The organism is Streptomyces albidus (ex Kaewkla and Franco 2022), assembly GCF_013870515.1.
Classification (GTDB): domain Bacteria; phylum Actinomycetota; class Actinomycetes; order Streptomycetales; family Streptomycetaceae; genus Streptomyces; species Streptomyces albidus.
The window spans coordinates 1-6,690 of sequence record NZ_JACBXA010000290.1 but is presented as its reverse complement, the minus strand read 5'-3'; the positions used below and the strand labels follow the sequence as shown (position 1 = coordinate 6,690).

Here is a 6,690-nt window from a genome sequence, read left to right as displayed (position 1 = left end):
CCGAGTCGTCGTCCAAGAAGTGATCAGGCTCCGGGGCGTCACGCGGGGCAGCAACTCGGGGGTGAGCCCGAGGTGTTCCAGCATGCCCAGGTCGTAGGCCTGCTGGGAACCCGCCCACCATCCGGTGCCCGAGGCGTCGCCCCGGTCGGTCGTGCCGTCACCCGTCAGCCGGCCGGTCAGATAGTCGTGGGGCAGCCGGACTGCCGCCGTGGCCGCTGCGGACTGCGGCTCGTTCTCGCACAGCCAGGCCCACTTGGTGACGGTGAAGGCGGGTGCCGGGACGCTGCCGATCCGCTCCGCCCACGCGCTCGGGCCGCCCAGCTGGTCGATGAGACGGTCGCTCTGCGGAGCGGACCGCACGTCGTTCCACAGCAGCGCGGGACGCACGGGACGGCCTGCCTCGTCCAGGGTGACGAGGCCGTGCTGCTGGCCGCCGACGGAGACGGCCGCGGCCTCCTGCGCCGCCCGGCCGCACTGTTCCAGGGCGGATTCGAGTGCCCCCCACCACTCCTCGGGATCGCTCTCGTGGCCGGGCCCCGCGGTGACCGTGTGCGGAGCCTGACCCCGGGCGACGACCTGCCCTGTCGCCGCGTCCACGACGAGCGCCTTGGTGGACTGCGTGGAGCTGTCCACGCCGATGACGAACGGTCCCTCTGGAGCGGACATGAAACCCCTCAGCTTTCCTCTTCACACTGTGCGGTCCTGGCCGCATACTAATTTGTCAACGGTCATGACGAATAGCTGCGTGCAAGCAGCACCCTGCGGAGAGGGGCCGCGAGATGAAGTACCAGCCGACGCCCGACGACAAGTTCAGCTTCGGACTGTGGACCGTGGGCTGGCTCGGGCGCGATCCCTTCGGGGAAGCGACACGGGCTGCTCTGGACCCCGTTCAGGCCGTGCAGCGACTCGCCGAACTGGGAGCGTACGGAGTCACCTTCCACGACGACGACCTCATTCCCTTCGGCGCCGCGCAGGCCGAACGTGAGGCCCACGTCAAGCGCTTCCGGCAGGCCCTGGACGCCACCGGAATGATCGTGCCGATGGCGACGACCAACCTCTTCTCCCACCCGGTCTTCAAGGACGGCGCCTTCACCGCCAACGACCGGGACGTGCGCCGCTACGCCCTGCGCAAGACCATGCGCAACGTCGACCTCGCGGCGGAGCTCGGAGCGCGGACCTATGTCGCATGGGGCGGCAGGGAAGGCGCGGAGTCGGGTGCCGCGAAGGACGTGCGTGCCGCGCTGGACCGGATGAAGGAGGCCTTCGACTTCCTCGCCGAGTACGTCACCGAGCAGGGCTACGATCTTCGCTTCGCCATCGAGCCCAAGCCCAACGAGCCGCGCGGCGACATCCTGCTGCCCACCGTCGGCCACGCCCTCGCCTTCATCGACCGGCTGGAGCGGCCCGAACTCTTCGGGGTCAACCCGGAGGTGGGGCACGAGCAGATGGCCGGCCTCAACTACCCCCACGGCATCGCCCAGGCCATGTGGTCCGGCAAGCTCATCCACCTCGACCTCAACGGTCAGTCCGGCATCAAGTACGACCAGGACCTTCGCTTCGGCGCGGGAGACCTCCGTGCGGCGTTCTGGACCGTGGACCTGCTGGAGACCGGAGGCTACGAAGGGCCGCGGCACTTCGACTTCAAGCCGCCGCGCACCGAGGACTACGACGGAGTGTGGGCCTCGGCCGCCGGCTGCATGCGCAACTACCTGATCCTGCGCGAGCGGGCAGCGGCCTTCCGCGCGGACCCCGCCGTGCAGGAGGCGCTGCGCGCCTCACGTCTCGATGAGCTGGCGCAGCCCACGCTCGGAGCCGGTGAGACACCCGCACAGCTGCTCGCCGACCCGTCCGCCTTCGAGGAGTTCGACATCGACGCCGCAGCCGAACGCGGCATGGCTTTCGAACGCCTCGACCAGCTGGCGATGGATCACCTGCTCGGCGCGTGACGCGCCCGTCCCTCAGCGCAGGGCGGCGTCGGCGGGGACGGACTCGGGAAGCCCGAAGGTCTGCACGAGGTGCTCACCGAAGAAGGCGGCCACCCTCTCGACCTCGCCGTCGCTGACGGTGAGCACATGCAGTTGGAAGAACAGGTAGTCGCCGCCCTCGTGCCGGCTGTAGAGCGCGAACGCCGGCTGGCCGTTGGCGGCGGTGGGCAGCATCAGGCCCTCGCCCGGACCTATAGGGCACTGTGCGTCCATGAGGCGCGCTATGGCGTCGCGACCGCGGAACCACTCGGGGAACGGAGGCATCTCCCAGACCGCGTCCTCCTTGAAGAGCTGGACGATCGCCTTCACGTCCGAGTTCTCGAAGGCCGCTGCGTAGCGGTCGAGCAGTTCGCGCTGTGCCGGGTCGGTGGGCTCGGACAGCTGCTCCTCCGTGACGGCGGCCTGCTGGAGCTGTGCCCGCGCACGCTGGAGGGCGCTGTTGACGCTCGCGGTGGAGGTGTCGAGCAGCTCGGCGACCTCCGCGGCGCGCCACTTCAGCACCTCGCGCAGCAGCAGCACGGCCCGCTGACGGGGAGGCAGATGCTGCAGCGCGGCGACGAGGGCGAGCCGCATGCTCGACCGTGAGACGACGACCGCCGCCGGATCGGTGGGCTGCTCACCACGGAACATCGCGTCGGGAACGGGCTCCAGCCACGGGACTTCGGGAGCCTCGACCACAGGCCGTTCGGGGTCGTCACTCGGGGCGCCCAGCCCGGACGGCAACGGGCGGCGGCCCCGGCTCTCGATGGCGGTCAGACAGGCGTTCGTCGCGATCCTGTAGAGCCATGTGCGCAGCGAGGAGCGCCCCTCGAAGCGATCGGCCGCACGCCATGCCCGCAGGTAGGTGTCCTGCACCAGGTCCTCGGCGTCGTGGACCGAGCCCATCATGCGGTAGCAGTGCGCGAGCAGCTCGCGACGGTAGGGCTGCGCACGGTCCAGAAGATCGTCACGGTCCAGCGTCGCCTCACCGGCAGGCGCGGGGAGGGAGTCGCTGAGGGTGCCGTCTGTCATGGGTCTCGCCTTTCGCCTTTTCCGACGCTGCCTGCGAGCTTTGCAGGTGCCGCACGCGCGCATCGCAAGAACGTGCGAATTCTATGAGAAGTCTCGGCTCATAGTGCTACCGATACGGACATTCTCTGCCCATATGGTGCCGGATCGGAATGGGGCGGGCGGTAAAGAAGGGAGGTGCGAGCGCGGCGTGTGAGGTGCAGGGGCGCACTCGTCCCCAGCCACCGTTCGCACTCCGGCAAACCGGAGGAATCAGTCCCGCGCGGCAGGGGCCGCACGGCGTGTCGCTGAGGGTCAGTCGCCCCGGCCGCGCCGACGCTTCCGTGACCTGCGCCGGCTCTTGCTGAAGAACCAGCCGGCAGGAGGATCGTCCGCACGCCACGGCTGGGGCTCGGGTGGCTGCTCCCGCCACCGCTCCCGCAGCATCCGCGTGCGCGCGGCGGGTTCGTTCACCTCGGCCTCCCGGATGAAGTCCTCATCCAGGACGAGCTCGTCCCAGCCCTCCCTCTCCTCTTCTCCGTCTCCACTGCGGCCCCTTGGCTCGCTGTCCATGGGTGCCTGCCTCCGTCCGCTGTCCCGCTGATCGAGATCTGGTAGGAGAACGCCTCGGCGAGCATGTGTGTTCCATGCGGTGTCTCTGTGTAAGGCCGTGGAGGGTGCTTGCCGGGCCGCGTCGCCTCGTAGGGACGGAATGTGCGACTCCGGGGGGTAGGTCCGCAAGTGCCCGGCGTCACTGAGCAGGCGGATGTTCACCCACGGTCACAGTGGCGCAGATCACATTGACCGGTTGCTGTTCCTGGGGTTCTAGTGGCCCACTGACTCAGTCCGCAGTGAATTCTTCAAATGAGCCTTCGAATAAGGCTCGGTTCGAGGAATTGCCCAAGGAACCGAAGGAAGTTGAAATGGGCATGCGACCATCGAATGTGACGGAGAGTGCGGATCGCGAGCACTCCGAGCATGCGACTTCCACCGGGCGGCCCGGCGATCAGGAGCCCCTGAAAGCAGGACTGAAGAACCGGCACCTGTCGATGATCGCGATCGGCGGCGTCATCGGTGCCGGCCTCTTCGTCGGCTCCAGCGCCGGAATCGCCAAGGCCGGGCCCGGCATCCTCATCTCGTACCTGGTGGCCGGACTGCTGGTCGTCCTGGTCATGCGGATGCTCGGTGAGATGGCCGCCGCGGACCCGTCCTCGGGTTCCTTCTCGACCTACGCCGACCGCTCTCTCGGGCGCTGGGCGGGCTTCACCATCGGCTGGCTGTACTGGTGGTTCTGGGTCGTCGTGCTCGCCGTGGAGGCGACGGCGGCCGCCACCATCCTTACCAGCTGGGTCCCGGCGATTCCGCAGTGGACGTGGGCGCTGCTGGTCATGGTGCTGCTGACGGTCACCAACCTCGCCTCGGTGGGGTCCTACGGCGAGTTCGAGTTCTGGTTCGCGGGGATCAAGGTCGTCGCGATCGCCGCGTTCATCGTCATCGCAGGACTCGCCGTCCTCGGCGTGCTGCCCGGTTCGGAGGCGGCCACGGGGGCCGGGAACCTGACGGAGCACGGCGGGTTCCTGCCCAACGGTCCGGGAGCGATCCTCTCCGGGATGCTGCTGGTCGTCTTCTCCTTCATGGGCAGCGAGATCGTGACACTGGCCGCGGGCGAGTCCGCCAACCCGGAGAAGATGGTCCGCCGCGCGACCAACAGCGTGATCTGGCGCATCGGCACCTTCTACCTCGGCTCGATCCTGCTGGTGGTCATGCTGCTGCCGTGGAACTCCAAGGCACTGGCGGCCGACGGTCCCTATGTCGCTGCGCTGAACGAGATCGGGATCCCGCACGCGGGCACGATCATGGACGTGATCGTGGTGACCGCCGTGCTCTCCTGCCTCAACTCCGGCCTCTACACGGCCTCCCGCATGGCCTTCTCCCTCGGACGGCGCGGGGACGCGCCCAAGTCGTTCTCCAAGGTGAACAAGCGGGGCGTGCCGGCGATCGCCATCTGGTCCTCCGTGGCCTTCGGCTTCGTCGCCGTGGTCTTCAACTACACGTCGCCGGACACCGTCTTCGAGTTCCTGCTGAACTCCTCGGGTGCCGTGGCGCTCTTCGTCTGGCTCGTCATCTGCCTGTCGCAGCTGCGCATGCGGAAGATCATCGAGCGCGACATGCCCGAGCGGCACACGGTGCGGATGTGGCTGTACCCCTACCTGACGTACGCGACGATCGGCCTGATCCTCTTCGTCATCGGCTACATGTTCTACGACGAGGAGGGCCGGCAGCAGATGGTGATGTCGGTCGCCGTCGGAGCGGTGGTGCTGGTCCTCGGCATCTGGCTCCAGCGCAAGCACACGCGACGGGACGACGAGCAGCTGACGACGAAGGGCTGACCACGGGGAGCGGAGGGGAGACGGCGGGCGGTCCGGTTGTCCGGACCGCCCGCCGTTCGTCGGTCAGCGGCCGGCCCGCGCGCCGTTGCCGGACCGGCGGACCGTGACGGTGAGCACGAGCAGTCCGAGGAGGACCAGCGCAGTCCCCGTCCAGGCCCAAGCGCCGAGCCGCTCACCGACGACGGCGACACCCAGGACGGCGGCCACCACAGGTTCGAAGAGCGAGAGGGTCGTCGCGGAACCCGCCGATACGCGGGCCAGCCCCGCCCCGAAGAGCACGTACGCCAGGCACATCGGCACCACGGCCAGATAGGCGCCCACGAGCAGCCCGCTCGGTTCGCTCAGCAACGGGCCGCCCGTCACCGCCAGTACGGGAAGCAGCGCCAGGGAACCGAGACCGAACAGGCTGCCCATCGCGGCACGCGAGGAGTGCCCCGCGTGTATCACGCGGGAGCCGTAGCAGGTGAAGACGGCGTACGACGCACCGGCCAGCAGCGCCAAGGCGACACCGCCGGGGACGTCCTGACCCGACGCACCGTCCTCGCCCGTCAGCGTCAGCAACGCGCAGCCGGTCCCGGCGCACACGGTCGCGGCGAGCCAGCGGAGCGTCAGCCGGACCCCGACCAGGAAGCGCTCCAGCAGGGCGGCGAAGACGGGTGAACAGCCGATGGTCACCACCGTGCCGGTGGCGACTCCCGCCTTGGCCATCGAGGTGTAGAAGGCGAGCGGATATACGGCTACGGCGATCCCGCCCAGCACGGACCAGACCAGCACGGGGCGGCCCGCGCGGAGGACGCGCAGGGCCGAGCGTCCTGCCAGCAGGAAGGTCAGCAGGCCGCCGACGCCCATGGTGACCGCACCGACGGAGAGCGGCGAGGCGGCAGCGGGCGCGAAGCTCGCAGCGGTGCCCGTGGTGCCCCAGAGCGTCGCCGCAGCGAGTACGAGGACGGCGCCCCGGGTGTGGTGGGCGGCTGCGGAGGGGGAGGGGCCTGGGCTCGAGGCCCAGGCCGAAGTCGCGCGGTCGTCGTGCGAACGCGCGCGGGAAGCGGGACTCGATGAAGAGGAAGACATGCGGAGTGCGTCCTGATCCGTTGAAGGCCGGTGATGACGGTCATCGGAAGGGCGCGACTGCGGCGGACGGCGAGGCGGGACTCATCACGGCGCCGCGGTGACCGCGGTCCGGTGGAGATGCCTCGGAGTGCCGGGAGGCGTGCGGCGTGACACCGCCGCTCAGAAGTGCGCCCTCAGCGGGACGCCGGGGGCGGTGTGACCGCGTGCCAGTAGGTGCTGTCCATGCCGGCCAGCGTAGCGGAACCCCTCTCGGGCCG

6 protein-coding genes are annotated in these 6,690 nt (G+C 69.3%); 2 read left to right on the top strand and 4 right to left on the bottom strand.

Going from position 1 to position 6,690, the window contains the following annotated elements; translation table 11 throughout:
* On the bottom strand, window positions 1–666 hold a 666-nt coding region (locus H5J26_RS26885), incomplete at its 3' end, for an FGGY family carbohydrate kinase (RefSeq protein ID WP_268933154.1).
* A 113-nt stretch (window positions 667–779) separates the two neighbouring features.
* Here H5J26_RS26885 and xylA point away from each other — a divergent pair.
* Window positions 780–1,946: a xylose isomerase gene (gene xylA / locus H5J26_RS26880; RefSeq protein ID WP_181768563.1), complete on the top strand. Its 1,167-nt coding sequence runs from the start codon at window positions 780–782 to the stop codon at window positions 1,944–1,946.
* A 12-nt stretch (window positions 1,947–1,958) separates the two neighbouring features.
* Here the strand turns inward: xylA and H5J26_RS26875 are convergent, their stop codons facing one another.
* On the bottom strand, window positions 1,959–2,996 hold the full coding sequence (locus H5J26_RS26875) for a sigma-70 family RNA polymerase sigma factor (RefSeq protein WP_181768562.1): 1,038 nt from the start codon (window positions 2,994–2,996) through the stop codon (window positions 1,959–1,961).
* A 291-nt stretch (window positions 2,997–3,287) separates the two neighbouring features.
* Window positions 3,288–3,545: a hypothetical protein gene (locus tag H5J26_RS26870; RefSeq protein ID WP_181768561.1), complete on the bottom strand. Its 258-nt coding sequence runs from the start codon at window positions 3,543–3,545 to the stop codon at window positions 3,288–3,290.
* Between the two features lie 350 nt (window positions 3,546–3,895).
* On the opposite strand from H5J26_RS26870, the gene H5J26_RS26865 reads away from it, so the two are divergent.
* Window positions 3,896–5,362 (top strand): amino acid permease, encoded by a 1,467-nt coding sequence (locus H5J26_RS26865; protein ID WP_235981167.1) that lies wholly within the window; start codon window positions 3,896–3,898, stop codon window positions 5,360–5,362.
* A gap of 63 nt (window positions 5,363–5,425) precedes the next feature.
* Here the strand turns inward: H5J26_RS26865 and H5J26_RS26860 are convergent, their stop codons facing one another.
* A complete protein-coding gene (locus tag H5J26_RS26860) occupies window positions 5,426–6,433 on the bottom strand; it encodes a DMT family transporter (protein WP_181768560.1) in 1,008 nt (335 codons plus the stop codon).
* Window positions 6,434–6,690: the final 257 nt, after the last annotated feature.